This window comes from Pseudomonas sp. HS6-2 (assembly GCF_049325675.2).
Classification (GTDB): domain Bacteria; phylum Pseudomonadota; class Gammaproteobacteria; order Pseudomonadales; family Pseudomonadaceae; genus Aquipseudomonas; species Aquipseudomonas putida_N.
The window spans coordinates 5,749,588-5,774,702 of the sequence record NZ_CM143906.1; the positions used below are offsets into that span (position 1 = coordinate 5,749,588).

Below are 25,115 nucleotides of genomic sequence, written 5' to 3' on the forward strand. Positions count from 1 at the left end.
ATTGGTCAAGAATTGTGCGGCTTTAGTCGCGACAAACAAAAAGGCCCGCACATGGCGCGTCCATGGCGGGCCTTTTCCATCAACAAGCGCTTACGGCAGCAGGCCGGCGTGTGACAGGCCCATGCGCTCGTCCAGACCAAACAAGATGTTGAGGTTCTGCACTGCCTGGCCCGACGCGCCCTTGACCAGGTTGTCGATCACCGACAGCACCACCACCAGGTCACCACCCTGCGGGCGATGAACGGCGATGCGGCAGACGTTGGCACCGCGCACGCTGCGAGTTTCCGGGTGGCTGCCGGCCGGCATCACGTCGACGAACGGCTCATCGGCATAGCGCTTCTCGAACAGCGCCTGCAGGTCTACCGACTTGTCGGTGACGGTCGCATACAGGGTGGCGTGGATGCCACGGATCATCGGGGTCAGGTGCGGCACGAAGGTCAGGCCGATGTCCTGGCCAGCGGCCAGGCGCAGGCCCTGACTGATCTCGGGCAGGTGACGGTGCCCCTTGACCGCGTAGGCCTTCATGCTTTCGCCAGCCTCACAGAACAGCGAGCCGACTGCTGCACCACGGCCAGCACCGCTGACGCCCGACTTGCAGTCGGCAATCAGGCGCGAAGGGTCGGCCAGGCCGGCTTCCAGCAGCGGCAGGAAGCCCAGCTGGGTGGCGGTTGGGTAGCAACCCGGCACCGCAATCAGGCGCGCCTGGCGGATCTTTTCACGGTTGACTTCAGGCAGGCCGTACACGGCGTCCTTGAGCAGCTCTGGAGCGCCATGGGGCTGGCCATACCATTTGCCCCATTCGGTCGCGTCCTGCAGCCGGAAGTCTGCAGACAGGTCGATGACCTTGGTCCCGGCAGCCAGCAGTTCGCCAGCCAGGGCGTGGGCGACACCGTGCGGGGTAGCGAAGAACACCACGTCGCAAGCGGCCAGAGTCTTGCTGTCCGGCACGCTGAAAGCCAGGCCGTCATAGTGACCGCGCAGGTTCGGATACATGTCGGCGACCGCCACGCCCGCTTCGGAGCGCGAAGTGATGACCGCCACTTCGGCCTGTGGATGCTGTGCCAGCAGACGCAAAAGTTCGACGCCGGTGTAACCCGTGCCGCCGACGATACCGACCTTGATCATAACGCTTGCCCCTTATCAACGAGCCGTCTGGAAAGCGCACGATAATAGGGGCGCAAAGCGTCTGTAACAACTCTTGGGGTGCCCCTTCGGGCGCTTGAGCTCTACTATCTGACGACCGTGATCACCTGAAGGAACTCCCTCCATGCTTTACCTATGGATCAAAGCGCTGCATATCATCAGCGTGGTCTGCTGGTTCGCCGGCCTGTTCTACCTGCCCAGGCTGTTCGTCTACCACGCCCAGAGCCAGGACAGCATCAGCCAGGAACGCTTCGTCACCATGGAGCGCAAGCTGTACCGCGGCATCATGAACCCGGCAATGATCGCCACCTACGTGTTCGGCGCCTGGATGCTCTACCTAACCCCAGGCTGGCTGAGCCAAGGCTGGCTGCATGCCAAGCTCACCCTGGTGATCCTGCTGACCGGCTACCATCACATCTGTGGTGCCCAGCGCAAACGCTTCGCAGCGGGCAGCAATACCCGCAGTCACGTGTACTACCGCTGGTTCAACGAGGTGCCTGTGCTGTTCCTGCTGGGCATCGTGATTCTCGTGGTGGTCAAACCGTTCTGACATAACCCGATGGAGCCTTACCCATGTCCCTGCCCGCCTCGCTCGAACAACGCCTGCGCTTGCCTGTGGTGGCGGCGCCGATGTTCCTGATCTCCAATCCCCAGCTGGTGTTGGCCTGCTGCGGCAGCGGCGTGGTCGGCAGCTTCCCGGCGCTGAACCAGCGTGACAGCGCCGGCTTCAAAGCCTGGCTGGAAGAAATCGAGGCTGGATTGGCACAGTTGCTGGCGCCAGCGCCCTATGCTGTGAACCTGATCGTCCACCCGACCAATCCGCGATTACAGACCGATCTCGCACTGTGCGTCGAGCACCGTGTACCCATTGTCATCACCAGCCTCGGCGCCGTGAAGGAGGTGGTGGATGCGGTGCACGGCTACGGCGGCTTGGTGTTTCATGATGTCACCACCCGGCGCCACGCGGAGAAAGCCGCCGAAGCCGGCGTCGATGGCCTGATCGCCGTGGCAGCGGGCGCCGGTGGCCATGCCGGTACCTGGAGCCCGTTTGCCCTGGCAGCCGAGATCCGCCAGTTCTTCGACAAGACCCTGCTGCTGGCCGGATGCATCAACCACGGCCATGAGATTCTCGCCGCGCAGCTGCTCGGTGCCGACCTGGCCTACATGGGCACACGTTTTATTGCCACCCACGAAAGCCATGCCCAAGCGGCCTACAAGCAGATGCTGCTTGTGGCCCAAGCCGCAGACATCGTTCACACCCCCGCCGTGTCCGGCATCCCCGCCAGCTTCCTGCGCCCCAGCCTGGAACAGGCCGGCTATGACATGGCCGCACTTAAATCCGGGCACGAGCAAGGCAAGCTCAAGCCGATCGACGATGAAGCCAAGGCCTGGAAAACCGTCTGGTCCGCCGGCCAGGGTGTCGGCGACATCCATGACCTGCCCACTGCCGCCATGCTGATCGAACGCCTGCACGGCGAGTACCGCACCGCTCTGGAGCGTATCCAAGCCTTGCGCGTCAAGGCCTTGTAGCAAAAGGCAACAACTCGCCTGGCCAGGCTGTACACTAGGCGCCCTCTTCAGCCCCCAGGAGCCTTGCATGACCCGTTACGCCATGATTACCGGAGCTTCCAGCGGCCTGGGCCTGGCCCTGGCGGAAGCCCTGGCACGGCGCGGGCGCAACCTGATCCTGGTGGCACGCCATCGAGAAACGCTGGAGCCGATAGCGCTCGAACTGGCCCAACGCTTCGGCGTCGAAGTGCTGCTGCGCGCCTGCGACCTCAGCCAGCCCCTGCGGCTGTCCGGTTTCGTGCTGGAACTGGAAGAAGGCGAACGACGCATCGACCTGTTGGTCAACTGCGCCGGCCAGCGCACCTATGGCCCGTTCCTGGCGCACGAATGGGCCGACGAGCAGGACCTGCTGGAGGTCAACATCCTCGCCCTGAGCCGCCTGTGCCACGCCATTGGCAACCTGATGGCGGTGCAAGGTGGCGGGCAGATCCTCAACGTCGCCGGCCTGGCCGCCGTCGCCCCGGGGCCGGGCATGGCCACCTATGCCGCCAGCAAGGCCTATGTGATGAATTTCAGCGAAGCGCTGCGCGAAGAGCTCAAGCCCGCTGGCATCAAGGTATCGGTACTCTGCCCCGGCCCGGTACGCTCGGCGCGCCGACGCATCCCCAGGCTTGAAGGCAACACCCGTTGCCTGAGCCCTGAAGAAGTGGCGCTGTATACCGTGCGCGCACTGGCCAAAAATCGCGCAGTGATCATGCCGGTACGCCGCAATCGCTGGCTGGCCTTCGCTCCGCGCCTGCTGCCGCGCTGGCTGACGCGCAAGCTGGCCGGCTTCATCCACCGCCGTTACTGCCCGGTCGGCATGGAATAGCCTCTGGGCGAGTGGCGCCCGGCTGAGTACACTCGGCCGACACTCACCATGGAGCACGTGCTGTGGACGATCTATTCCTCAAAATCATCAACCGGGAAATCCCGGCGGATATCATCTATGAAGATGACCAGATCCTGGCCTTCAAGGACATCGCCCCAGCGGCGCCGGTACATTTTCTGGTCATCCCGAAGAAACACATCCGCACCCTCAACGACCTGACCGAAGAGGACAAGGCCCTGGCCGGCCATATCCTGTTCACCGCACAACGCCTGGCGGTCGAGCAAGGTTGCGAAGAAGGCTTCCGCGTGGTCATGAACTGCAACCCGAAAGGTGGCCAGACCGTCTACCACATCCACATGCACGTGCTTGGCCAGCGCCAGATGCACTGGCCACCGGGCTGACCCAAGGCAAGCTCCTCCCAAGCGATTGAGGTAAACTGTCGGGCATCACTTAAGCGGAGGTGCCCGATGGCCACCGAACGTCACTACTCGCCGCTCGACCGCTTGTTGCTGCAGGCCGATACCGCCATGCGCACCTTGCTGCCCTTCAGCGGCCAACCATCCCGCCCATCGCCGGCGATCATCCAACCGGATGCTGAGCTGGACGACGACCAGACCCGCCACATTGCCGGGCTCATGCGTATCAACCACACCGGCGAAGTCTGCGCCCAGGCGCTGTATCAGGGCCAGGCCCTGACCGCCAAGCTGCCGCAAGTGCGCAAGGCCATGGAGCATGCCGCCGAGGAAGAAATCGACCACCTGGCCTGGTGCGAACAGCGCATCCGCCAGCTGGGCAGCCACCCGAGCGTGCTCAACCCACTGTTCTACGGCATGTCGTTCGGCATCGGCGCCCTCGCCGGCCTGGTCAGCGACAAAGTCAGCCTTGGTTTCGTCGCCGCCACCGAGCATCAGGTGTGCAAGCACCTGGACGAACACCTGGAACAGCTGCCGCAGGAAGACGAGAAATCCCGCGCCATCCTCGAACAGATGCGCATGGATGAAGAGCAGCACGCCGAGTCAGCACTCGAAGCTGGCGGCTATCGCTTCCCGATGCCGGTGCGTTTCGGCATGAGCCTGCTGGCCAAGGTCATGACCAAAAGCACCTACCGCATCTGACAAGGGCGCACCCATGACGGACCGTATCGACGCCAAGGACCTGGCGCGCGCCGTTCAAGCCGGCATTCTCCAGCCAGGCCAGGATCAGGCCTTGCTGGCGTTTCTGCGCCGGCAACCGCCCACCCGTGGCAGTTTCCAGCTTGCCCATGTCGCCTTCTACTTCGGCGCACTGCTTATCATGGGGGCGATGGGCTGGCTGCTCACCAAAGCCTGGATGAGTATTGGCGATGGCGCCTTACTGGCAGTCGCCACGCTTTATATCGTCCTCCTCACGTCGTTCGCCCTCAACCTGCAAAAGCGCAAGCAACCGGTTGCCGCCGGTGTACTGGCCGCCGTCGCGGTCAGCATCGTGCCGTTGGTCGTGTTCGCCATCGAACGCCTGACGGGCTGGTGGCCACTGGATGATGCACAAGCGGACTACCACCAGTACTACACCTACGTGCAGGGCGGTTGGCTGCTGATGGAGGCCGCCACAGTGGTTGCCGGGCTGCTGATGCTGCGCCTGATCCCCTACCCCTTCGTAGTGATGCCAATTGCCGTAGCCCTGTGGTTCATGTCCATGGATCTGAGCGAATGGGTATTTGGCTCGCCCTTCTCCTGGGAACAGCGGCGCACGGTGTCGCTGTGGTTCGGGCTCGGTTTGCTGCTGGTGTTCCTGGCTATCGACGGTCGTACCCGCCAGGACTTCGCCCATTGGGGCTACCTGGCCGGCCTGGCGGCATTCTGGGGTGGGCTGACGATGATGGACAGCGACAGCGAACTGGGCAAAGCGCTGTATTGCCTGATCAACCTGGGCCTGATGGGCATGGCGGTGCTGTTGCGCCGGCCGGTGTTCATGGTCTTCGGAGCGTTGGGGGTGGCGGCTTATCTGGGGTATCTGTCTTACGAAGTGTTTGCCGACTCGCTACTGTTCCCGGTGGCGCTGACTTTGATCGGGCTGGCGGTGATTGGCTTGGGGTTGGGGTATCAGAAGCGGCGGGAGCAGTTGAGCCTGGCGGTCAGAAGCAGCTTGCCGGAATGGTTGTTGGTCGCCCTTCCGGCCCTGCGCGACTGACTGGAAATCGCCGGGGCTGCTGTGCAGCCCCAAAATCTCGAAGTCAGCCCAACTCTACGATTTCGTAGCCATGGGTAATTTCAACGCCGGCACGCTCAAGCATGATCGACGCCGAGCAATACTTCTCTGCCGACAGCTCCACCGCACGCTTGACCTGAGCCTCTTTCAGCCCACGGCCTTTGACCACAAAGTTCATGTGGATCTTGGTGAACACCTTCGGGTCTTCACTGGCACGGTCGGCTTCCAGGAACGCTTCGCAGCTTTCCACCGCCTGGCGCGACTTCTTCAGGATGCTCACCACGTCGAAGCTGCTGCAGCCACCGAGGCCGAGCAGGAGCATTTCCATCGGGCGCACGCCCAGGTTGCGGCCACCGGCTTCGGGTGGGCCGTCCATCACCACCACGTGGCCGCTCCCCGATTCACCGAGGAACATCGCTTCACCGGCCCACTGGATGCGTGCCTTCATCTGTCCGTACTCCTGGATTTCGCAAAAGGGTGTCAGCTTAAGCCTTGTATGCCTGTCGGAAAAGCTCAATGCGAGTCGCTTTAGTGTCAAATTTTCCAGCGCTGTCTGATAAGCTGGCGCCAATTGACTGGCGCGTCGCGTCAGACAAGGCCTAACAAGAGCCTATGCCTCGCATCGAACAGGATTTCGTGATGGTTGCCTCAGCCCTACCCGCCAAGATCAAGAACATCGACAAGCTGCTGGTTCACTGCCAGCGCCGCCGCTACACCGCCAAAAGCAACATCATCTGCGCCGGTGACCCTGCCGAAACGTTGTCGTTCATCATCAAAGGCTCGGTCACCATCCTGATCGAAGACGACGAAGGCCACGAGATGATCATCGCTTACCTCAACAATGGCGACTTCTTCGGCGAGCTAGGCCTGTTCGAACCGGCAGGCGGCGAGCAACAGCGCAGCGCCTGGGTACGCGCCAAGACCGAGTGCGAAGTAGCAGAGATCAGCTACGACAAGTTCCGCGAACTGGCCCGCCAGGACCCGGAGATTCTCTACGCCCTGGGCAGCCAGATGGCCCAACGCCTGCGCAACACCACGCGCAAGGTCGGCGACCTGGCCTTCTTCGACGTTACCGGCCGCGTCGCCCGTTGCCTGCTCGACCTGTGCAAGCAACCGGACGCCATGACCCACCCGGACGGCATGCAGATCAAGATCACCCGTCAGGAAATCGGCAGAATCGTCGGTTGCTCACGGGAGATGGTCGGCCGCGTCCTCAAGGACCTCGAAGAACGCAGCCTGGTACAGGTCAAGGGCAAGACCATGGTGGTGTACGGCACCCGTTAATCCTTGGGCAGCGCCGCCAGCACGTCGCGGTAGGCCACGGACAGGCGCTCGAACCAGGGCGCCTCGGGCGCAACTTCGTGCAGGGCGATATGGCTGTCGGCGCGACAGCGCTGCTCAAGGTCACAGCATTCATTGAAGCGGTTGACCGCCGCGACCATCGATTCGCGCTCGTTGTCCAGCAGCAGCGCGCCATGCACCAGCACCACCGGGCGTTTGCCACCCAGACCCTGGCGCCAGCGCTGGGCCGTGCCGACCAGTTTGCGGCCGTTGAGGTTGACGTTGTAACGGCCGTCGCAGAAGGCACCGTCGATTTCACCCACCGAAGCGACGCCACCCCACTCGCGCAATACATCGCACAATGGCAGGCACAGGCGTTCGTAGGCGCTTTCGATACGGCCATGATCGCCTTCGCTGCGCGGCGCCACGTAAACCAGCGCAACATTCACCGTCGCTTGCGACTGCGGAACCGGCTCGCCACCGGTTTCACGCAGCAGGACCGGCCAGCCGGCAACCGCCAGTTCCGAACAGGCTGCTTCGAAGTTGTCCAGGCGGCTCATGCGGCGCGGCATGACCAGGGCGTGATCGGTGGGACGCCAGAACAGCACGCCGCAATCGCGCTCGCCGCGGCACACAGCAGCCAGCAGCTCCTGCTCGGCATGCAGGCCCTGTTCGACGGTGAGGGCCAGGGGTTGATCGGTCATTGATCCACCTTTGATGTTGGGTTTACCGGTCTCTTCGCGGGCAAGCCCGCGAATGGGCCGTAACAGGCGTACAAAAAAGCCGGCATAAAGCCGGCTTCGATTTTGATCAGTCCAGAGGCTGAACAGTCTTCTTCACCTGTTCCGGGAAGAACAACCGCTGCAATTCCAGCCCCGGCTGCGGGGCGCGCATGAACGCCTCACCGACCAGGAACGAGTAGACCTCGTTGATCTCCATCAGCTCGACATCGGCGCGGTTGAGAATTCCGCTCTCGGTAATCGCCAAACGGTCTCGTGGAATGCGTGGCAGCAGGTCGAGGGTGGTTTCCAGGCTGACTTCGAAGGTGTGCAGGTTACGGTTGTTCACCCCCACCAGCGGCGTATCCAGGGTTTTCAGCGCACGCTCCAGCTCATCGCCGTCATGCACCTCGACCAGCACGTCGAGGCCGACATCCTTGGCCACCGAAGCCAGCTCCGCCATCTTCACATCATCCAGCGCCGACACGATCAATAGCACGCAGTCAGCACCCAGGGCACGGGCCTCGACGATCTGATACGAGTCGACCATGAAATCCTTGCGGATAACCGGCAGCGAAACAGCCGCGCGAGCCTGCTGCAGGTACTCGTCTGCGCCCTGGAAGTAATCCACATCGGTCAGCACCGACAGGCAGGTCGCCCCACCTTTCTCGTAGCTGACGGCGATGTCTGCAGGCACGAAGTTTTCGCGGATCACGCCTTTGCTTGGCGAAGCCTTCTTGATTTCGGCGATTACCGCCGGCTGCTTGCGCTTGGCCTGCTCGATCAGCGCATTGGCAAAGCCACGCGGGGCATCGGCTGCCTTGGCCAGGCGCTCCAGTTCGGCAAGGCTGACGCGCGCGCTGCGATCGGCCACTTCCTGGAACTTGCGGGCGATGATCCTTTCCAGCACCGTCGGCACACTCATGCTTCGTTCTCCACCTTGAATACTGCAGTAAAGGCGCCCAGTTCCTGCAGTTTTTCCCAGGCCAGCCCGGTGTGCAGTACATCGTGGGCCAGTTCCACGCCAGTTTTCAGGCTCATAGCATGGTCAGCGGCATACAGGGCCGCGCCGGCATTGAGCACGATCATTTCGGCGGCCTTCTGGCCGTTTTCGGTCTTGCGCCGGCCCAGGGCATCGCGGATCAGCTCCAGCGACACCTGTGGGTTTTCCACCGCCAGGCCATGCAAGCTCTGGCTCTTCATGCCGAGGTCTTCGGGTTCGACCCAATACTCAGTGATCTCGTCGTTCTTCAGCTCGGCAACAAAGGTTGGCGCGGCCAGGCTGAATTCGTCCAGACCATCCTTCGAATGCACCACCAGCACATGCTTGCTGCCCAGGCGCTGCAGCACCTCGGCCAGTGGACGGCACAGCGCCTGGGTGAACACGCCGACTACCTGGTGCTTCACACCGGCCGGATTCGTAAGCGGGCCGAGCATGTTGAACAGGGTACGCAGCCCCAGATCACGACGCGGGCCAGCGGCATATTTCATGGCGCTGTGATGGCTCTGGGCGAACATGAAGCCAATCCCCAGGCTATCGATGCAGCGGGCGACCTGGGTCGGGGTCAAGTTAAGGTAGATGCCAGCGGCTTCCAGCAGGTCGGCGCTGCCGCTCTTGCCCGATACCGCGCGGTTGCCATGCTTGGCCACGGTGCAGCCAGCGGCAGCGAGGACGAACGACGACGCGGTGGAAACGTTGAAGATGTTGGCGCCATCACCACCCGTACCGACGATGTCGACCACGCCATCAAGGTTTTTCAGTTCGACCTTGTCTGCCAGCTCGCGCATCACCGAGACCGCGCCGACGATCTCGTCGATGCTCTCGCTCTTCATGCGCATGCCCATCAGGAAGGCGCCGATCTGCGCTTCGCTGCACTGGCCGGTCATGATCTGGCGCATGACATCACGCATTTCATCAGTGCTGAGGTCCAGGTGGCCGACGATGCGGCTCAATGCACTCTTGATATCCATGGTCGATCCTTAGCGGCGGCCGCCGGTCTGCTTGAGGAAGTTGGCGAACAGCTCGTGGCCCTGCTCGGTGAGGATGGACTCGGGGTGGAACTGTACCCCTTCGATGTTCAGAGTCTTGTGTCGCAGGCCCATGATCTCGTCGACCGAACCGTCTTCATGGGCAGTCCAGGCGGTGACTTCCAGGCAGTCCGGCAGGGTTTCGCGCTTGACTACCAAGGAGTGGTAACGGGTCACCGTGAGCGGGTTGTTGAGTTCGGCGAACACGCCCAGGTCGCGGTGGTGCACAGGGCTGGTCTTGCCGTGCATGACCTGACGGGCACGCACCACATCACCGCCAAAGGCCTGGCCGATGGACTGATGACCCAGGCAAACGCCGAGGATCGGCAGCTTGCCGGCAAAATGCAGGATGGCTTCGATGGACACGCCAGCTTCGCTCGGCGTGCACGGGCCTGGGGAAACAACGATGCGCTCGGGGTTGAGGGCTTCGATTTCGGCGATGGTCATTTCATCATTGCGAATGACCTTGACCTCGGCACCCAGCTCGCCAAGGTACTGAACGACGTTGTAAGTGAATGAGTCGTAATTGTCGATCATCAGTAACATCGGGCTAAACCTCTTGAATCTACTGACTTCAAAAAACGAACCTTCCTACACCGGCCATGGGCACGGCTTTGCCACGAGGGGCGGTCGCTAAACGGACAGGAAGGCAAACGGGGGCGGGCCGGACGGGCCGGCAGGAGATAAAGTCAGGCGCGCCAACGCCAACGGGCGTGGGCCTTGATAACGCGCATCAAGAGTTTGCTGACGATCAACACAGGATAGGTCTCGCTCATACTTGCACGCACAGTAGCCTACCGGGGCGGCGGGCGCAATATGCCCGTAAACACGGGGAAACGAATGGACTTGGGAGGGATGCGCGGCAATTTGCTAAGGTCGATCGGGTTGTCCTGATAAAAATAAAGAAAAGGATGTTCTCTGATGCGAAAAGCACCGTTGTTGCGCTTTACCTTTGCCTCATTGGCCTTGGCTTGCAGCCAGGCCTTCGCCGCCCCCTCGCCCTACTCCACCCTGATCGTGTTTGGCGACAGCCTCAGTGATGCCGGGCAGTTTGGTGGCGCGCGCTTCACCAACCGCGATGCCAATGGCAACTATGCCCCGGTGTCGCCGATGATCCTGGGCGGGCGGTTGGGTGTGAGCCCGACAGAGCTGGGCCCTTCCACCTCCCCCGTCAACCAGGCGCTGGGACTTGCCGATGGCAACAACTGGGCGGTCGGTGGCTACACCACCCAGCAGATTCTGGATTCGATCACCACCACGTCTGAGACGATCATCCCGCCAGGGCGCCCCGGCGCCGGGCAGGTATTGCGAGAAAAGCCAGGCTACCTGGCCAACGGCCTGCGCGCCGACCCCAATGCCCTTTACTACCTGACCGGTGGCGGCAATGATTTTCTTCAGGGCCAGATAAACAGCCCTGCCGACGCCGTGGCCGCCGGAGGCCGCCTGGCAGCTAGCGCCCAGGCCCTGCAGCAAGGCGGCGCCCGTTACATCGTGGTCTGGCTGCTGCCCGACCTGGGGCAGACCCCCAACTTCAGCGGTACGCCACAGCAGAACCCGCTGTCGCAGCTGTCCAGCGCGTTTAACCAGTCGCTGCTCAGCCAACTGAGGCAGGTCGATGCCGAAATCATCCCCCTGAACATTCCTGTGCTACTGAGCGAGGCGTTGGCCAGCCCCAGTCAGTTCGGTCTGGCCACCGGCCAGAACCTTGTTGGCACCTGCTACAGCGGCGAAGGATGCGTGCAAAACCCGGTATATGGCATCAACGGCATAACGCCAGACCCAACCAAACTGCTGTTCAACGACTCGGTACACCCGACCATCGCCGGGCAGCAACTGATCGCGGATTACGCCTACTCGATCATTTCCGCCCCTTGGGAGCTGACCTTGCTGCCGGAAATGGCCCACGCCAGCCTCCGCGCGCACCAGGACGAACTGCGCAACCAGTGGCAGACACCCTGGCAGGCAGTGGGCCAATGGCAGGCCTTCGTCAGCACTGGCGGGCAGGATCTGGACTTCGATGACCAGCACAGTGCGGCCAGCGCTGACGGGCACGGCTACAACCTGACCTTGGGCGGCAGTTACCGGCTCAATGATGCCTGGCGCCTGGGCCTTGCCGGTGGCGTGTACCGGCAGAAGCTGGAGGCCGGTGAACAAGACTCGGACTACAAGCTCGACAGCTACCTGGCCAGCGCCTTCGCCCAGTTTCGTCAAGACCGCTGGTGGGCCGACGCCGCACTGAGCGCCGGCCATCTGGATTACCACGACCTCAAGCGCACCTTTGCGCTTGGCGTCAACGACCGCAGCGAGAAGGGCGACACCGATGGCGAGGCCTGGGCCGTGACGGCCCGGATGGGCTACAACCTGGCGGCCGACAGCAGTCGCTGGCAACTGGCACCGTTTATCAGTGCCGATTATGCGCGGGTGAAGGTCGATGGCTATGACGAGAAAAGCGGGCGCTCGACAGCACTGGGCGTCGATGACCAGGAGCGGACTTCACGGCGCCTGGGCGTTGGGCTGCTAGGCAGCGTACAGGTACTGCCGAGCACCCGGCTGTTCGCCGAGGTGGCGCAGGAGCATGAATTCGAGGATGATCAGCAGGATGTGACCTTGCACCTGACCACTTTGCCAGCGAATGACTTCACGTTGACCGGGTATACGCCGCACAGTGATCTGACTCGGGCGAGCCTGGGGGTGACTCATGAGCTCATGGCGGGGGTGCATCTGCGCGGGAACTATAACTGGCGCAAGAGTGATGAGTTGACTCAGCAAGGTGTCAGCCTTGGAGTCAGCGTGGACTTCTAAAACATTGGGGCCGCTTTGCGGCCCCAATCGATTTACTTGGCGGTAGTCTGCTCAGCCAGCGCCACGGCACGGAACATTGCCCGGCGCTTATTGATGGTCTCTTCCCACTCCAGCGCCGGCACCGAGTCGGCAACGATGCCGCCACCAGCCTGCACGTGCAGTTCGCCGTCCTTGATCACCGCAGTACGGATGGCAATCGCGGTATCCATGTTGCCGTTCCAGGCGAAGTAACCGACCGCACCACCGTAAACGCCACGCTTGACTGGCTCCAGCTCGTCGATGATCTCCATCGCGCGAATCTTCGGCGCGCCCGACAAGGTACCCGCCGGCAGGATTGCCCGCAGCGCATCCATCGCGGTCAGGCCTTCACGCAGTTGGCCGGTCACGTTGGACACAATGTGCATCACGTTCGAGTAGCGCTCGATCACCATCTTCTCGGTCAGGCGCACGCTACCGGTCGAGGACACCCGGCCCACGTCGTTGCGGCCCAGGTCTATGAGCATCAGGTGCTCGGCGATCTCTTTGTCGTCCGAAAGAAGGTCGTCTTCCAGAGCACGGTCGGCCTCCTCGGTAGCTCCACGCGGGCGGGTTCCGGCAATCGGGCGCACGGTGACCAGGTTGTCTTCCACCCGCACCAGCACTTCCGGCGAGCTGCCGACCACATGGAAGTCGCCGAAATTGAAGAAGTACATGTACGGCGTCGGGTTGAAGCAGCGCAGCGCGCGGTACAGGTCGATGGGGGCAGCCTTGAAGTCGATCGACATGCGCTGCGACGGCACGACCTGCATGCAGTCACCGGCCAGGATGTATTCCTTGATACGGCCCACCGCGTTCTCGTAGTCATCACGGGTGTAGCTGGAACGGAATTCCGGCTCGGCAGCCATCGGCCCGCTCAGGTCCAGGCCACGGCGAGGGGTGATGGGCTGGCGCAGTTTCTCCAGCAGGCGTTGCAGGCGTGCCTGGCCTTGCTCGAAGGCCTGCTCTTCTGCCGGGTCGACCAGCACGATGGCGTGCATCTTGCCCGCCAGGTTGTCGAACACCACCACCGCGTCGGAAACCATCAGCAGGATGTCCGGCACGCCCAGCGGGTCCGGGTTTGGACTGTCACCCAGGCGCTTCTCGACATAGCGCACGCAGTCATAGCCGAAGTAGCCGACCAGGCCGCCGTTGAAACGCGGCAAGCCAGGGATGTCGGCGACCTTGTAGCGGTCCTTGAAGCTTTCGACAAAGGCCAGCGGGTCCTCGACATCGTGGCTTTCCACTTCCACGCCATCCTGCAGGATGCTCACGTGGTAGCCATGCACGCGCATCACGGTGCGCGACGGCAGGCCGATCATCGAGTAACGGCCCCACTTTTCGCCGCCCTGCACGGACTCGAGCAGGTAGGAGTTGGCTTGGTCGGCCAGCTTCAGGTAGATCGACAGCGGCGTGTCGAAGTCGGCCAGGGTTTCACAGGCCAAAGGGATGCGGTTGTAGCCGGTAGCGGCCAGGCGCAGGAATTCTTCGCGGGTCATGGGTAGCCTCGTGGCAAGCAGCAATGGGGTCGGGCAAGCGGACGGGCCGGCAGGCGCCGGCGGGCATAAGTCAGGCGCGCCAGCGCCAACGGGCCAGGGCCTTGATGACTTTCATCCAGAATTTGCCAGTGACCGCCACGGTGGACTCTCTGTCTTGGGAGGCTTGAAGGTCCGCCAACGTTATCCCAGTGGCCGGGTCTGCGCAACCGGGCAGCAGTGCGCGCAGGTCGTCGATCACCAGGCTGGGGGACTCCTCGGTGATCGGCCGGCCATGATTGTAGCCGTAGGTGAGGCCCACGCATTGCACGCCGGCCGCCCTGGCCGCCAGCACATCGCTGCGCGAATCGCCGACAAACAGCGACTGCTGCGGGCTGACACCGGCCATCTGCATGACGAACAGCAACGCTGCCGGGTCGGGCTTTTTCTGCGGCAAGGTATCGCCGCCGATGATCCAGCGGAAATAGCGGCCGATCTTCATCTGGTCGAGCAATGGCGCGACGAAACGCTCCGGCTTGTTGGTGATCAGCGCCATTTCCACGCCTTGCTTCTGCAGCCAGCGCAGGGTGTCCTTCACCCCAGGGTAGAGCACGGTGAGCTCATGGCTTTCGGCATAGGCATCCATGAACAGCGCCAGGCCCTTTTCCGCCAGCGCATCGTCCACGGCATCATGCTCGATGCCACCGGCCAGGGCGCGGCGCACCAGCACCTGGGCGCCGTTGCCAACCCAGTGGCGCACGGCCTCAAGGCCGGCGGGCGGGCGCCCCAGTTCGAGCAGCATGCGGTCCACGGCGGCAGCCAGGTCGGGTACCGAGTCGATCAGGGTACCGTCCAGATCGAACATCACCAGCCTGGGCAGCGTCCCCGGGAACAGCTGCTCGAAGCCACTCATGGGCGGGCCTGGGCCAGTTCGGAGCGCATCTTGGCGATGACTTCCTGGTAGTCCGGGGCGTTGAAGATCGCCGAGCCGGCCACGAAGGTGTCAGCGCCAGCGGCGGCGATTTCGCGGATGTTATTGACGTTGACGCCACCATCGATCTCCAGGCGGATATCGCGGCCGCTGGCGTCGATCAGCGCGCGGGCTTCACGCAGCTTGTCGAGGGTACCGGGGATGAACTTCTGCCCGCCGAAGCCTGGGTTGACGCTCATCAGCAGGACCATGTCGACCTTGTCCATCACGTACTTCAGGGCGTCCAGGCTGGTGGCCGGGTTGAACACCAGGCCGGCCTTGCAGCCGCCATCCTTGATCAGTTGCAGCGAACGGTCGATGTGCTGCGAGGCTTCCGGGTGGAAGGTGATGTAGGTGGCGCCGGCCTCGATGAAGTCGCCGATGATGCGGTCGACCGGGCTGACCATCAGGTGCACGTCGATTGGCGCGGTCACGCCGTACTTGCGCAGTGCGGTGCAGACCATCGGGCCAATGGTCAGGTTGGGTACGTAGTGGTTGTCCATGACATCGAAGTGAACGATGTCGGCACCCGCGGCCAGAACCTTGTCGACGTCCTCGCCCAGACGGGCGAAATCGGCAGAGAGAATGGAGGGGGCAATAGCGTAGGGCTGCATGGCGCACCTGTTGGCAGAATCACGGTGGCGCGCATTGTAACTCAGGGAAACGGATCGGGGCTGATTGGTATCAACCCCGACCACACCATTGCTTCAGGCGGGTTGTTGGGTACGAAGCTTCTCGCTACGTCCACGCAACCACTCCAGGGTCAGCAACAAGACCACCGAGAAGGCAATCAACAGGGTCGCCGCCGCCGCAATGGTCGGGCTGAGGTTCTCGCGAATGCCGCTGAACATCTGCCGTGGCAAGGTTGCCTGCTCCGGCCCGGCGAGGAACAGCGTCACCACCACTTCGTCGAACGACGTGGCAAAGGCGAACAGCGCTCCCGAGATCACCCCGGGGGCAATCAGCGGCAAAGTCACTCGACGGAAGGTCAGCAAAGGCGAGGCACCGAGGCTGGCCGCCGCACGTACCAGGTTGTAGTTGAAGCCCTGCAGGGTCGCCGACACGGTAATGATGACGAACGGCACACCCAGCACCGCGTGCACCAGGATCAGCGAGATGAAGCTGTTGCCCAGGCCCAGCGGGGCGAAGAACAGGTAGCTGGCCACACCGATGATCACCACCGGCACCACCATCGGCGAAATCACCAGCGCCATCACCAGCGACTTGCCCGGGAAATCACCACGGGTCAGGCCGATCGACGCCAGGGTGCCAAACACCATGGCCAGTACCGTGGCCGCTGGCGCCACAATGATGCTGTTCTTCAGCGCCCGCATCCACTCGGCCGAGGCGAAGAAGTCGTGGTACCACTGCAGCGAAAAGCCCTGCAGCGGGTACACCAGGAAACTGCCGCTGTTGAACGACAACGGCACGATTACCAGCACCGGCAATACCAGGAACAGCAGGATCAGACCGCAGAGGATGCGCAGGGTGTAGAACCACACCCGCTCGACGGGCGACATGTAGGGGCTCAGCATCTCAAGGCTCCTCAGCTCAGGCGCAGGCGGCTGGCGCCGACCAGCCAGCTATAGATCAGGTACAGCAGCACGGTCGCCAGCAGCAACAGCCCGCCCAGCGCGGTGGCCATGCCCCAGTTGATGCTGGTGTTGGTGTAGAAGGCGACGAAGTAGCTGACCATCTGGTCGTTCGGGCTGCCGAGCAGTGCCGGGGTGATGTAGTAGCCGATGGCCAGAATGAACACCAGCAGGCAACCGGCACCCACACCGGCGTAGGTCTGCGGGAAATACACCCGCCAGAAGCTGGCGAACGGGTGGCAGCCCAGCGAAATCGCCGCACGCATGTAGCTCGGCGAAATGCCTTTCATCACGCTGTACAGCGGCAGGATCATGAACGGCAGCAGGATGTGCACCATCGAGATGTACACCCCGGTGCGGTTGAACACCAGCTCCAGCGGCTGGTCGATGATGCCCATCGCCATCAGCGCGCTGTTGATCAGGCCGCCGGACTGCAGCAGCACGATCCATGCGGCCACCCGCACCAGGATCGAGGTCCAGAACGGCAGCAGCACCAGGATCATCAGCAGGTTGCTCTGCCGCGTCGGCAGGTTGGCCAGCAGGTAGGCCAGCGGATAGGCCAGCACCAGGCAGATGGCGGTGATCACCACACCCATCCACAGGGTGCGGGCAAAGATATCCAGGTAGATGGCCTGGTCGGGGGTAGCCTTGGCCAGCTCGCCGAGGTCATCGATACGGTGGTCGAGCGAAGCCAGCAGGTAGAACGAAGTCACCGAACTGGTATTGCGGCGGATTGCCTGCCAGTAGGCCGGGTCGCCCCAACGCTCGTCGAGAGCCTGCAAGGCATCTTTATAGGAGGCAGGTTCGGCCTTGAACGGCAGCGCCCGTGCAGTCTTGGCCAACAGGCTGCGGTAGCCGGCCAGCTCCATGTTCAGGCGTTTGGAGAGGTCGCCCAGGGTCTGGTTCTTGCGCGATTCGGCCAGGTCCTGGCTAAGTGCCTTGTAGACGTCTTCGCCCGGCAGGCTCTTGCCGTCCCACTGGCTGATCACCTCGACCGTGCGCGGCAGGCCGCCGACCACTTCCGGGTTGCCGACGCTCTTGTACAGCAGCGCCGCGATCGGCACCAGGAACACCAGCAGAAGAAACAGCGCCAGCGGCGCGATCAACGCCTGCGCCTTCCAGCGGTTGACCCGCTCGGCATGCTTGAGGCGCTGCTTGAGGCTTGGACCTGCGCCTTCGTTGAGGGGCACTGCAATGGCCATGGCGAACTCCGCGATACAGGCTGAAATTGGGGCCGCACAGCGGCCCCGCTTCCCGGGTTGTTACTTCTTCGCCGCCCAGGCGTTGAAGCGTTGCTCCAGCTGCTCGCTGTTGTCGGCCCAGAAGGCCACGTCGATCTGCACCTGGTTGGCGATGTTCTCAGGCGTGGTCGGCATGTCCTTCTTCACCGCATCGGCCAGCAGCGGGACGGCCTTGGAGTTGGCCGGGCCGTAGGCGATGTTCTCGGAGTAGGTCTTCTGTTGCTCTGGCTGCACGGTGTAGGCGATGAACTTCTTCGCTTCTTCCACATCCTTGGCGCCTTTCGGGATCGCCCAGGCGTCGAAGTCGTAGATACCGCCGTTCCACACCACCTTTAGGTTGCTCTCTTTCTGCACCGCGGCGATGCGGCCGTTGTAGGCCGAGCTCATGACCACGTCACCCGAGGCCAGGTACTGTGGCGGCTGGGCGCCGGCTTCCCACCACTGGATGCTCGGCTTGAGCTCGTCGAGCTTCTTGAAGGCGCGGTCCACACCCTCCTTGGTACCCAGCACCTGATACACATCCTTCGGCGCAACGCCGTCGGCCATCAGGGCGAACTCCAGGGTGTACTTGGCGCCCTTGCGCAAGCCACGCTTGCCCGGGAATTTCTTGGTGTCCCAGAAGTCAGCCCAGCTGGTGGGTGCGGTCTTGAGTTTGTCGGCGTTGTAGGCCAGCACCGTGGACCAGACGAAGAAGCCCACGCCGCAAGGCTGGATGGCACCCTTCACATAATCGGACTCGTTGCCGAACAGCGCCGGGTCGAGCTCCTCGAACATGCCTTCGTCGCAACCACGAGCCAGCTCTGGCGACTCCACCTCCACCAGGTTCCACGACACGCTGTTGGTGTCGACCATGGCTTTGACCTTGGCCATTTCACCGTTGTACTCGCCCGCGACGATCTTGCCCTTGCCGGCCTTCTCCCATGGCTCGTAGAACGCCTTGACCTGGGCCGCCTTGTTGGCACCGCCGAAGGAAACCACGGTCAGGTCCGCCGCCATGGCCTGGCCAGCGACGCACAGGCCGAGGGCCAGGGCGGTCAGTTTCAACTGCTTGCGCATTATTATTCTCTCCACAGTACAGGGTTGGTGAAGCAATCCATCAGTGGGCTTCGGCAATCGGATCGAGCGCGCGGGCGTGCTCCACCTCCCAGCCCAGCGGTACCACATCGCCCACGGCCAGCGCCGGGTCGAGCTCGGCGATCGGCTGCTTCACGAAGAAGTCGGCCTTGCCGCAGACTTCCAGGCGCACCCGTACGTGGTCGCCCAGGTAGATGAACTCGGCCACGCGGCCAGAGAAGCGATTGACGCAGCTTTCGCTGTGGCCGTTGAGGCGCACGCGCTCGGGGCGTACCGACAGGGTCACCGGCTCGCCGGCATGGCCGACGTTCACCGCCAGCGCCTCGACCCGCTCGCCGCGGGCCAGCTGCACCTGGCAACGCTTGCCATCGCTGGCCAGCAGGGTGCCGTTGATGCGGTTGTTCTCGCCGATGAAGTTGGCGACGAAGGTGTTGCAGGGTTCTTCATAGAGAGTGCGCGGGTCGGCGATCTGCTGGATCTCGCCCTGGTGGAACACCGCCACGCGGTCGGACATGGTCAGCGCCTCACCCTGGTCGTGGGTCACGTAGACCACGGTCACGCCGAGGCGCTGGTGAATATGCTTGATCTCCATCTGCATATGTTCACGCAGCTGCTTGTCGAGGGCGCCCAGCGGTTCGTCCATCAGCACCAGCTGAGGTTCGAACACCAGCGCCCGGGCCAGCGCCACACGCTGCTGCTGACCACCGGAAAGCTGGCCGGGGTAGCGCTTGGCGAAGGCATCGAGCTGGACCATGTTCAGTACCCGCTTGACCCGCTCGCTGATGTCGGTCTTGCTCAGGCCGCGTACGGTTAGCGGGAAGGCCAAGTTCTCGGCCACGGTCATGTGCGGGAACAGTGCGTAGTTCTGGAACACCATGCCGATGTCACGCTTGTGCGGCGGCACGTTGTTGATCGAACGCCCGGCCAGCTGGATTTCACCGGCGGTGGGGGTTTCGAAACCGGCCAGCATCATCAGGCTGGTGGTCTTGCCCGAGCCGGAAGGGCCGAGCAGGGTGAGGAATTCACCCTTGCGAATGTCCAGGTTGAGGTTTTTGACGATCAGCGATTCGCCGTCGTAGCTCTTCTGCACACCACGGAAGCTGACCAGCGTCTCGCCGGTGGCAGCGTTCGAATTCGCCTCGCTCATGCCTGCACCTTCTTGTTGGAATGACTGCGTAGGCAAAAGAGTAGAAGAGCCGCAAGCGCCCGGAAATCGGCGGTGCTGAGAGAATGCCATCATCCCGCTGGAAGATTTGTTGTAGGGCAATCCCTACAAGGATGTCGCAATCAGACCAGCTTGTGCTCCATGGCGTACTTCACCAGTTCCGCCAGCGAATTGACCTTGAGCTTCTGCATCAGCCTGGCCTTGTGGGTGCTGATGGTCTTGCTCGACAGTGCCAGCTGTTGGGCGATGTCGTTGACGTTGGCGCCCTGGGCCAGGCGCTCGAACACCGAGAACTCGCGCTCCGACAGCAGCGTGTGCAGTGGCCGGCTCTCGGTCAGGCCCACCTCGAAAACCATGCGGTCGGCCAGTGCCGGGTCGATATAGCGCCCGCCCCCTGCCACCCGGCGAATCGCCGTGAGCAACAGGGCCGGGTCGCTGTCCTTGGTCGCATAGCCCGCTGCACCGGCTTTCAGCGCGCGGGCAGCCATCTGCGCCTCATCGTGCATCGACAGCATCAGGATCGCCGGGGCATCGTTCAGCGCGCGGATGCGCGGAATCGCCTCCAGGCCATTTACCCCCGGCATGGAGATATCCAGCAATACCACCTCGCAAGGCGTGTGGCGCAGGGTCTCGAGCAATTGCTCGCCATTCCCGGCCTCCCCCGCCACCTGCATGTCCTTGGCCAGGCCGATCAACTGCTTGATACCTTCCCGGACAATGGTGTGGTCTTCGGCCACCAGCACTCGAATCACGCTCGCTCTCCTACTCCAAGGGAATGGCCACGCTCAGGCTGGTGCCCTCGCCTGGTTCACTGTCCAGCGCCATGCTGCCACCGAGCATCAGCACCCGCTCACGCACGCCGACCAGGCCGAACGACGTGGGCCTGGGCTGGTCCTGGCAGAAGCCGGTGCCATCGTCACTGACGGTCATGCGCAGTTGCCCGTCTTCACGCACCAGCTCGATCTCAACGCTGTGAGCCTGGGCATGGCGCATCACGTTGGTCAGCGCCTCCTGCAGGATGCGGAACAGGCCGGTGGCCTTGGCATCGCTCAATGCTGGCAGATTATCCGGTACCTGTACCAGACACGGTATCTGCGTGCGCGCTTCGAAGCGCCGCGCCTGCCATTCGATGGCCGAGGCGATGCCCGCGTCGAGGATCGGTGGACGCAACGCGGTGGCGACGTCGCGCACCAGCTGGAACAGCTGGGCGATCAGGCGCTTCATGCTGCCCAGGCGCTGGTGCAGGCCAGGATCCAGCTCGGCAAACGCCAGCTCGCACATCGACACTTCCAGCTTGAGCACGGTCAGCATCTGCCCAAGTTCATCGTGCACTTCACGGGCGATGCGGGCCTTTTCTTCTTCGCGCACGCTCTCCAGGTGCGCCGACAGCTCGCGCAGCTGCTCCTGCGACTGGGCCAGCGCCAGCTCGGCGCGCTTGCCTTGGGTGATGTCCCAGACGATACCGTCCCACGCCACCCGGCCATTGGGCAAACGCCGGGCACTGGCCTTGATGTCGGCCCAGCGCTGCTCGCCCTGACGGGTGAGGATACGCCCCTGCCACGACCAGTCCTGATCGCTGGCAATCGCCAGATCCTGGACCTGGTGATAATCGGCCCGATCGTCTGGGTGAACGAGATTGCGCAAACCCATCAGTGGGTGCTGGATCTGCGCGGGCGTGTAGCCGACCAGCGCCTCGCTGCCCTCGCTGATGTACGGAAATTCCGGCTCACCTTCGGCAGGTGCTGGCTCAAGGCGGAACACCAGGCCCGGCACGTTGCCGGCGATGCCCTTGAGCCGCGCCTCGCTTTCGCGCAAGGCCGCCAGTGCGCGATGGCGCTCGGTGACATCGGCGAGGTATACCACCAGGTATTCGGCATCGCGAAAGCGCAGGAAACTGAGCGACAGTTCCACCGGTAGCAAGCTGCCGTCGGCGCGTCGACACTGGGTTTCGAATTGTCGGGCACCGCCATCGCCGGCACGGGCGCCCTTCCACAGTTCGAGCCAGCGGTCCATGGTCAGGTTCGGCTCGAAGTCGATCAGCGGGCGCTCCAGCAGCTCGGCCTCGGCATAGCCGAGCATGTGTTCCACCGCATGGTTGGCGTAGCGTACATGGCTGTCCCAGTTGACCCAGAGAATGCCCACCGTGCTCTGATCGATGGCGAACTGGCTCAGGCGCAGTGCCTCTTCGCGCCCCTGCCGCTCGGTCAGGCTTTCCCGTGCGGCCAGCAGGCTGCGTTCCAGCTGGCGTTGCTGCCGACGCTGCCACACCAGCGTGGCCAGGGCGCACAGCAGCAACATGCCGAACAGCAAGGCCAGGTTCTGCCAGAAGCCCGGCGACTCACTCAAGCGCGGGTACTTGGGCTGCAACCAACGCTGATGAAGTTGCTCCAGTTCCTTGGCCGGCATGGCCTGCAGCCCGCGTTCGAGCACATCGGCAAGCACCGGCCAGTCGCGTCGCGAACCCACTCGCAGCAACTGCGGCAAACCAATATCACCTACCACCACCAGCTCGGCGAACTCACTTTCCCGTGATAGCCGACTCAGCTGTGCCTCATCGAGCACGGCGTAACTGGCCTGGCCACCGACCACCAGTTGCAAAGCCTCGCGCTCGCTGGGCACGCCCTGAAGATTGAGGCCGCTGTAGTTGCCACGCAGATAGTCGGCAAGGGCACTGGGCATGCGCACTGCGACGCGGGTTTCAGCATCGAGCTTTTCCAGCTCCACGGCCATCGCCCCGGTACGCGGCCCCACCACCAGCTGCGGTACTCGCATGTAAGGGTCGCTGAACAGCCACAGGCGCAAGCTGGCCGGTGTTTGCGTCAGCCCCGGGGCGAAATCGATCTCCCCCGCTTGCAAGGCATGTTCAAGGCTGGCCTGGTCGGTGAAGTTGCGCCAGGTCAGGTCCAGGCCCAGCGCTTGCCCCAGCCAGTTCACCAACTCGACGTTGGCGCCGTAAAGTTGCTGCAGGCGGCGGTCAAACTGAGCGTAGGGCGCCTGCAGCACCAAGCCGACACGCAGGCTGCGATGGCTCTCGAGCCATTGCTGCTGGGCAGGCTCCAGTGTCACCGTTGGCGGCACTTGCGGCCGTGCCAAGGCGATCAAGGGCAGGCACAACCAGCCGATAACCAACAGGCGACGCAATCGCTTCATCTACACGCTCGTCTTGGCAAGGGCGGCCATGCAGCATGGCCGCCGCGGGCAAATACTATTAGGCTGCCGGTATCATTCTGGCCTTGGGTTGATTCATGTCCACACTTTATCGCACGACGCTGGCAATGTGCTGCCTGGCCTCGCTCCTACCACTCGGCGCCCTGGCCGCTGACGCCGCCAAGCCGGAGGCACCAGCCGAGGCGCCCGCCGCCCCGGCGCCACGCCCGCCGCTGCTGGAGCGTAGCCAGGAAGACGCGCAAGCCCTGGAGCGCCTGGTGCCAAAAGCCGAACAACAGACCCTGCAGGCCGGAGCGGACAGTTTCCTGGCCCTGTGGAAGCCGGCCAACGACAGTGATCCGCAGGGTGCCGTGATCATCGTCCCGGGCGCTGGCGAGAATGCCGACTGGCCCAACACAGTCGGCCCGTTACGGCGTAAGTTCCCGGATATCGGCTGGCACAGCCTGAGCGTGAGCCTGCCCGACCTGCTCGCTGACGCCCCGCAAGCGCGGGTAGAGGACAGGCCGGCGCCAGCGCCTGAGAAGAAAGCAGGCGAAAGCGCACCGGCCAAAGACACCCCCGCCGACGCCAACGCCAACATCGCCCAGGCCACCGCCGCCGACACCGATACCGCAGAAAGCACCGACGCCGAGCAGGCCAGCGAACAGAACGACGCGGCCGATGCCGAACGCATCTTCGCTCGCCTGGATGCTGCCGTGGCCTATGCCCAACAGCACAACTCGCGCAGCATCGTGCTGATTGGCCACGGCAGTGGCGCCTATTGGGCAGCACGCTACCTGAGCGAAAAGCAACCGCCGCAGGTGCAGAAGCTGGTGATGGTTGCCGCACAGACGCCGGCCCGGGTCGAGCACGACCTGGAAAGCCTTGCGCCAACCCTCAAAGTGCCGACGGCCGACCTCTACTACGCCACCCGTACAGGGGACCGCAATGCGGCGGCGCAGCGCTTGCAGGCCAGCAAGCGGCAGAAGGACAGCCAATACAAGCAGCTGTCACTGATTGCCATGCCGGCCAACAAGGACGGTGAACAGGAGCAATTGTTCCGCAGGGTTCGGGGCTGGATGAGCCCGCAACAGTAGTTTCAGGTTGCCAGGGGCGCCCAGGCGCCCCCTTCTAGAACCCGCCCCGCTTGCGAACGATCGCATAGGCCTGGTGCAGCTCGCGGGTCCGCTCGGTCGCCTCGCGCACTTGCGCCTCGCTTGCTCCGCTGCCCGCCAGTTTGTCGGGATGATGCTTGCTGACCAGGCGCCGGTAAGCCTGCTTGACCTGGTCCCCCTCGGTGTCGGCCTCGACGCCCAGCAAGCGCAGCGCTGCCGCGAAGTTCATCACACCCGCTGACACCGGTGCCTTGCGCGGCTCGTACTCCAGTGACATCGCCTGCACCTGACGCCGGCTCAGGCCCAGCTTGTGCCCCCACTCCAGCAGCAGTTCACGCTCGTGCCGCCCAGCCTTGCCGTCGGCCCAGGCCATGCGCCAGCAGGCTCGCAAGGTACCCTCGGCGGCATGCGGCTGCAGGCGGATGCGGCGCAGGTGACCGGACAGCCGGTCTTTGCCAGCCTTGCCTCGGTTAAACGCGGCTATGGCCCGCAAACGCGCAGCCTCGGCCATGTCCAGGCGGACCATTTCCTGCCGCGCCTGCTGGATGTGCTGCTCGGCCACACGGCCATCGCTCTTGGCCAGCCGCCCGAGCAAGACGAACAGCAATTCATCGTCCTGCAAGACCGGGCGACCGCCCAGGCGCTCGCACATGTCGTCCCAGCCCTGCAAGCGAATGCGTCGGTCCATCGCCTGGCCCAACAAGGCACCGAGCAACGCACCGGGGATGCTGGCGACCGCAAAGCCTGCGCCCAGCCCGATTACCGTGCCTGGCCACCACAT

Annotated in this window: 25 protein-coding genes; 9 read left to right on the plus strand and 16 right to left on the minus strand. The window is 63.4% G+C overall.

Annotated elements, in window-relative coordinates; all coding sequences use genetic code 11:
• Positions 1–90: 90 nt before the first annotated feature.
• Positions 91–1,125: an N-acetyl-gamma-glutamyl-phosphate reductase gene (argC, locus tag ACOKS3_RS26995; protein WP_103448750.1), complete on the minus strand. Its 1,035-nt coding sequence runs from the start codon at positions 1,123–1,125 to the stop codon at positions 91–93.
• A gap of 142 nt (positions 1,126–1,267) precedes the next feature.
• Here argC and hemJ point away from each other — a divergent pair, with 142 nt between their 5' ends.
• From hemJ to ACOKS3_RS27025, 6 genes are all read left to right on the plus strand, one after another.
• A complete protein-coding gene (gene hemJ, locus ACOKS3_RS27000; RefSeq protein ID WP_103448749.1) occupies positions 1,268–1,693 on the plus strand; it encodes a protoporphyrinogen oxidase HemJ in 426 nt (141 codons plus the stop codon).
• A gap of 23 nt (positions 1,694–1,716) precedes the next feature.
• A complete protein-coding gene (locus ACOKS3_RS27005; RefSeq protein WP_103448748.1) occupies positions 1,717–2,673 on the plus strand; it encodes an NAD(P)H-dependent flavin oxidoreductase in 957 nt (318 codons plus the stop codon).
• Between the two features lie 67 nt (positions 2,674–2,740).
• Positions 2,741–3,523: an SDR family NAD(P)-dependent oxidoreductase gene (locus tag ACOKS3_RS27010; protein ID WP_103448747.1), complete on the plus strand. Its 783-nt coding sequence runs from the start codon at positions 2,741–2,743 to the stop codon at positions 3,521–3,523.
• Positions 3,524–3,585: 62 nt separating this feature from the next.
• The gene (locus ACOKS3_RS27015) at positions 3,586–3,924 is read left to right on the plus strand and encodes a histidine triad nucleotide-binding protein (RefSeq protein WP_011531867.1); all 339 of its coding nucleotides are present in this window, start codon (positions 3,586–3,588) and stop codon (positions 3,922–3,924) included.
• Between the two features lie 66 nt (positions 3,925–3,990).
• Complete coding sequence (coq7, locus tag ACOKS3_RS27020) at positions 3,991–4,638, plus strand: 2-polyprenyl-3-methyl-6-methoxy-1,4-benzoquinone monooxygenase (RefSeq protein ID WP_103448746.1); 648 nt, start codon at positions 3,991–3,993, stop codon at positions 4,636–4,638.
• Between the two features lie 13 nt (positions 4,639–4,651).
• Entirely contained in the window at positions 4,652–5,692 is a 1,041-nt protein-coding gene (locus ACOKS3_RS27025; protein WP_422764562.1) for a DUF2157 domain-containing protein, read from the plus strand.
• A 43-nt stretch (positions 5,693–5,735) separates the two neighbouring features.
• On the opposite strand, the gene ACOKS3_RS27030 is transcribed toward ACOKS3_RS27025, so the two are convergent.
• Entirely contained in the window at positions 5,736–6,158 is a 423-nt protein-coding gene (locus ACOKS3_RS27030) for an OsmC family protein (protein WP_060482851.1), read from the minus strand.
• Between the two features lie 191 nt (positions 6,159–6,349).
• Here ACOKS3_RS27030 and crp point away from each other — a divergent pair, with 191 nt between their 5' ends.
• The gene (crp, locus tag ACOKS3_RS27035) at positions 6,350–6,994 is read left to right on the plus strand and encodes a cAMP-activated global transcriptional regulator CRP (protein ID WP_103449863.1); all 645 of its coding nucleotides are present in this window, start codon (positions 6,350–6,352) and stop codon (positions 6,992–6,994) included.
• Here the strand turns inward: crp and ACOKS3_RS27040 are convergent.
• The 4 genes from ACOKS3_RS27040 to ACOKS3_RS27055 all read right to left on the minus strand — a co-directional run bounded on the left by ACOKS3_RS27040 (position 6,991) and on the right by ACOKS3_RS27055 (position 10,284).
• On the minus strand, positions 6,991–7,695 hold the full coding sequence (locus tag ACOKS3_RS27040; RefSeq protein ID WP_103448744.1) for a lipoate--protein ligase family protein: 705 nt from the start codon (positions 7,693–7,695) through the stop codon (positions 6,991–6,993). The genes crp and ACOKS3_RS27040 overlap by 4 nt on opposite strands.
• A 106-nt stretch (positions 7,696–7,801) precedes the next feature.
• A complete protein-coding gene (gene trpC / locus ACOKS3_RS27045; protein WP_422764561.1) occupies positions 7,802–8,635 on the minus strand; it encodes an indole-3-glycerol phosphate synthase TrpC in 834 nt (277 codons plus the stop codon).
• A complete protein-coding gene (gene trpD, locus ACOKS3_RS27050; RefSeq protein ID WP_422764560.1) occupies positions 8,632–9,681 on the minus strand; it encodes an anthranilate phosphoribosyltransferase in 1,050 nt (349 codons plus the stop codon). Before trpD ends, trpC begins: the two co-directional genes overlap by 4 nt.
• A 9-nt stretch (positions 9,682–9,690) precedes the next feature.
• On the minus strand, positions 9,691–10,284 hold the full coding sequence (locus ACOKS3_RS27055) for an aminodeoxychorismate/anthranilate synthase component II (protein WP_054885201.1): 594 nt from the start codon (positions 10,282–10,284) through the stop codon (positions 9,691–9,693).
• 375 nt (positions 10,285–10,659) lie between these two features.
• Here ACOKS3_RS27055 and estP point away from each other — a divergent pair, with 375 nt between their 5' ends.
• Complete coding sequence (gene estP, locus ACOKS3_RS27060; RefSeq protein ID WP_422764559.1) at positions 10,660–12,540, plus strand: esterase EstP; 1,881 nt, start codon at positions 10,660–10,662, stop codon at positions 12,538–12,540.
• Positions 12,541–12,572: 32 nt separating this feature from the next.
• Here the strand turns inward: estP and trpE are convergent, their stop codons facing one another.
• From trpE to ACOKS3_RS27105, 9 genes are all read right to left on the minus strand, one after another.
• Positions 12,573–14,054, minus strand: a complete 1,482-nt coding sequence (gene trpE / locus ACOKS3_RS27065; RefSeq protein WP_422764558.1) for an anthranilate synthase component I — start codon at positions 14,052–14,054, stop codon at positions 12,573–12,575.
• A gap of 70 nt (positions 14,055–14,124) precedes the next feature.
• Positions 14,125–14,943, minus strand: coding sequence for a phosphoglycolate phosphatase (locus ACOKS3_RS27070; protein WP_422764557.1), 819 nt, complete (start codon positions 14,941–14,943; stop codon positions 14,125–14,127).
• The gene (rpe, locus tag ACOKS3_RS27075) at positions 14,940–15,614 is read right to left on the minus strand and encodes a ribulose-phosphate 3-epimerase (protein ID WP_103448738.1); all 675 of its coding nucleotides are present in this window, start codon (positions 15,612–15,614) and stop codon (positions 14,940–14,942) included. Before rpe ends, ACOKS3_RS27070 begins: the two co-directional genes overlap by 4 nt.
• Positions 15,615–15,707: 93 nt before the next feature.
• Entirely contained in the window at positions 15,708–16,535 is an 828-nt protein-coding gene (locus ACOKS3_RS27080; RefSeq protein WP_079226329.1) for an ABC transporter permease, read from the minus strand.
• Positions 16,536–16,546: 11 nt separating this feature from the next.
• On the minus strand, positions 16,547–17,794 hold the full coding sequence (locus tag ACOKS3_RS27085; RefSeq protein ID WP_103448737.1) for an ABC transporter permease: 1,248 nt from the start codon (positions 17,792–17,794) through the stop codon (positions 16,547–16,549).
• Positions 17,795–17,854: 60 nt separating this feature from the next.
• Entirely contained in the window at positions 17,855–18,889 is a 1,035-nt protein-coding gene (locus tag ACOKS3_RS27090; protein ID WP_103448736.1) for an ABC transporter substrate-binding protein, read from the minus strand.
• 40 nt (positions 18,890–18,929) lie between these two features.
• Positions 18,930–20,054: an ABC transporter ATP-binding protein gene (locus ACOKS3_RS27095; RefSeq protein WP_103448735.1), complete on the minus strand. Its 1,125-nt coding sequence runs from the start codon at positions 20,052–20,054 to the stop codon at positions 18,930–18,932.
• Positions 20,055–20,194: 140 nt separating this feature from the next.
• Positions 20,195–20,824, minus strand: coding sequence for a response regulator (locus ACOKS3_RS27100; protein WP_103448734.1), 630 nt, complete (start codon positions 20,822–20,824; stop codon positions 20,195–20,197).
• Positions 20,825–20,834: 10 nt separating this feature from the next.
• On the minus strand, positions 20,835–23,222 hold the full coding sequence (locus ACOKS3_RS27105) for a PAS domain-containing sensor histidine kinase (RefSeq protein ID WP_422764556.1): 2,388 nt from the start codon (positions 23,220–23,222) through the stop codon (positions 20,835–20,837).
• Positions 23,223–23,317: 95 nt separating this feature from the next.
• Between ACOKS3_RS27105 and ACOKS3_RS27110 the strand changes: the two genes are divergently transcribed.
• A complete protein-coding gene (locus ACOKS3_RS27110) occupies positions 23,318–24,316 on the plus strand; it encodes an alpha/beta hydrolase family protein (protein ID WP_103448732.1) in 999 nt (332 codons plus the stop codon).
• A 34-nt stretch (positions 24,317–24,350) separates the two neighbouring features.
• On the opposite strand, the gene ACOKS3_RS27115 is transcribed toward ACOKS3_RS27110, so the two are convergent.
• Positions 24,351–25,115, minus strand: coding sequence for a TerB family tellurite resistance protein (locus tag ACOKS3_RS27115; RefSeq protein WP_103448731.1), 765 nt, complete (start codon positions 25,113–25,115; stop codon positions 24,351–24,353).

Coding starts and splice junctions, on each gene's coding strand:
- trpD (WP_422764560.1), bottom strand. CDS start 9,681: ATGGATATCAAGAGTGCATTGAGCCGCATCGTCGGCCACCTGGACCTC.
- ACOKS3_RS27010 (WP_103448747.1), top strand. CDS start 2,741: ATGACCCGTTACGCCATGATTACCGGAGCTTCCAGCGGCCTGGGCCTG.
- argC (WP_103448750.1), bottom strand. CDS start 1,125: ATGATCAAGGTCGGTATCGTCGGCGGCACGGGTTACACCGGCGTCGAA.
- ACOKS3_RS27025 (WP_422764562.1), top strand. CDS start 4,652: ATGACGGACCGTATCGACGCCAAGGACCTGGCGCGCGCCGTTCAAGCC.
- rpe (WP_103448738.1), bottom strand. CDS start 15,614: ATGCAGCCCTACGCTATTGCCCCCTCCATTCTCTCTGCCGATTTCGCC.
- ACOKS3_RS27005 (WP_103448748.1), top strand. CDS start 1,717: ATGTCCCTGCCCGCCTCGCTCGAACAACGCCTGCGCTTGCCTGTGGTG.
- ACOKS3_RS27115 (WP_103448731.1), bottom strand. CDS start 25,115: ATGTGGTGGCCAGGCACGGTAATCGGGCTGGGCGCAGGCTTTGCGGTC.
- ACOKS3_RS27080 (WP_079226329.1), bottom strand. CDS start 16,535: ATGCTGAGCCCCTACATGTCGCCCGTCGAGCGGGTGTGGTTCTACACC.
- ACOKS3_RS27095 (WP_103448735.1), bottom strand. CDS start 20,054: ATGAGCGAGGCGAATTCGAACGCTGCCACCGGCGAGACGCTGGTCAGC.
- crp (WP_103449863.1), top strand. CDS start 6,350: ATGGTTGCCTCAGCCCTACCCGCCAAGATCAAGAACATCGACAAGCTG.
- ACOKS3_RS27070 (WP_422764557.1), bottom strand. CDS start 14,943: ATGAGTGGCTTCGAGCAGCTGTTCCCGGGGACGCTGCCCAGGCTGGTG.
- estP (WP_422764559.1), top strand. CDS start 10,660: ATGCGAAAAGCACCGTTGTTGCGCTTTACCTTTGCCTCATTGGCCTTG.
- ACOKS3_RS27110 (WP_103448732.1), top strand. CDS start 23,318: ATGTCCACACTTTATCGCACGACGCTGGCAATGTGCTGCCTGGCCTCG.
- ACOKS3_RS27085 (WP_103448737.1), bottom strand. CDS start 17,794: ATGGCCATTGCAGTGCCCCTCAACGAAGGCGCAGGTCCAAGCCTCAAG.
- hemJ (WP_103448749.1), top strand. CDS start 1,268: ATGCTTTACCTATGGATCAAAGCGCTGCATATCATCAGCGTGGTCTGC.
- ACOKS3_RS27040 (WP_103448744.1), bottom strand. CDS start 7,695: ATGACCGATCAACCCCTGGCCCTCACCGTCGAACAGGGCCTGCATGCC.
- ACOKS3_RS27105 (WP_422764556.1), bottom strand. CDS start 23,222: ATGAAGCGATTGCGTCGCCTGTTGGTTATCGGCTGGTTGTGCCTGCCC.
- trpC (WP_422764561.1), bottom strand. CDS start 8,635: ATGAGTGTGCCGACGGTGCTGGAAAGGATCATCGCCCGCAAGTTCCAG.
- coq7 (WP_103448746.1), top strand. CDS start 3,991: ATGGCCACCGAACGTCACTACTCGCCGCTCGACCGCTTGTTGCTGCAG.
- ACOKS3_RS27090 (WP_103448736.1), bottom strand. CDS start 18,889: ATGCGCAAGCAGTTGAAACTGACCGCCCTGGCCCTCGGCCTGTGCGTC.
- trpE (WP_422764558.1), bottom strand. CDS start 14,054: ATGACCCGCGAAGAATTCCTGCGCCTGGCCGCTACCGGCTACAACCGC.
- ACOKS3_RS27055 (WP_054885201.1), bottom strand. CDS start 10,284: ATGTTACTGATGATCGACAATTACGACTCATTCACTTACAACGTCGTT.
- ACOKS3_RS27030 (WP_060482851.1), bottom strand. CDS start 6,158: ATGAAGGCACGCATCCAGTGGGCCGGTGAAGCGATGTTCCTCGGTGAA.